2 protein-coding genes are annotated in these 1,246 nt (G+C 54.3%); both read left to right on the top strand.

The window, feature by feature from the left end:
- The coding region (locus tag ABD892_RS03850; RefSeq protein ID WP_345194014.1) for a hypothetical protein at positions 1 to 519 on the top strand (519 nt) is incomplete at its 5' end.
- Positions 516 to 1,246 (top strand): hypothetical protein (locus ABD892_RS03845; protein WP_345194012.1); only part of this gene is annotated, 731 nt, incomplete at its 3' end. The genes ABD892_RS03850 and ABD892_RS03845, both read left to right, overlap by 4 nt.

Raw genomic sequence — 1,246 nt, 5'->3', positions numbered from 1 at the left:
GTGATTTCCAACAGTCGTGATGATCGGGAGCGGCTGGGCAGGCTGTTTGCCACAAGCATGCTGGGTATTATCGGTAAGTTGGCACCAATCGTTCCCTGTCGTGTAAACCTTGATGTTTTCAGGCAGGAGCCCGCACTGGATTTCAGCGATGACCAGCCCATTGAAGAAGACATTGAGCGGGTGCTGGTCAGTGGTATTACCCTGCAGTCTATCCAGACCCGGGGTGAGTTTGACATCAAACCGTACCTGCGCACCGGTGAATCCATGGATGTGTATCAGGATCTGCGTCTGAATGATGTGCCGCTGTTGATGCAATATGCCGGTCAGAAAATCAAACGGGTCAAGCTCTCGATTGTTTTCAGGGCCAGTCATGATGGCCGGTTTCGTAAGGAAACCCACCATTTCACCCTGACAGTGCCCAACAAATGCAGCCTGAAGCCACATGATGACAGAAGACGCTATATCCGTGAGGTGTTGTTGCCCCGCTGGGGTGTGTTCACGGAGGAGCGTGCCCTGTGAACCGACTGCTCTCTCGTCCGGTTTTTGAAGCGTTGGCGTCATTGTACGACTGCGGTATTGAAAAGGTGCCAGGCCCGGATTTGCAGGGTGATTTCAGTGACTGTTTTCAGGATTTACTCGCCACTGGCATGCTGTGTCCCTGTGAACCGCTGCGCTGGATAGATGGTGATGACCACAATGAGAGCATCCCTGTCCAGAAAAGCCCATATGGCTACATGGGTTATCTCTGTCCGGACAGGGGTTGGGTGAAAGTCGAGGAAGCGGTTCGAAAGCAGTACCGTTTTTATCCGGACAGGCTGGTGAAATATCTGCATAAAGAACTGGAGTTGGCGGGGACGCCCTCTTTGCTGGTGTCCGGGCTCTGGTTCCTGGGCGCCTGCCGGGTGGGTAATCAGGAAGTCGAGGTTTACTGGTCGAGCTGTCTGGTTCCCAATCACGCTGATGCTGTCAGACGGGCCTTGCAGTCGCGCAGCTTGTTGCAACGGGCGGTGGTGTTGTGTCGTGAGAGAAACAACCGGATCTGTCTTGGGGATGAGGCCATGCAGCTCAGTCTGGGTGCGTTGTGGAATCATGACGATTTGATGGATGCAAGACGTCTCTGTCGCGCAGTAGTCGGGAGTGGCTACCGGCAGGTACTGGAGGAACAGGGGTTTCTGTGGTCTCCGGAATCCGGCACTTTTGTGTTGCCAGACCGAACCACAGTGACATTCAAAGGCCAGTACAGTCC

This window comes from Kistimonas scapharcae (assembly GCF_039540975.1).
Classification (GTDB): Bacteria; Pseudomonadota; Gammaproteobacteria; order Pseudomonadales; family Endozoicomonadaceae; genus Kistimonas; species Kistimonas scapharcae.
The sequence above is the reverse complement of the archived record's forward strand: the minus strand, read 5'-3'. Positions and strand labels throughout refer to the sequence as shown.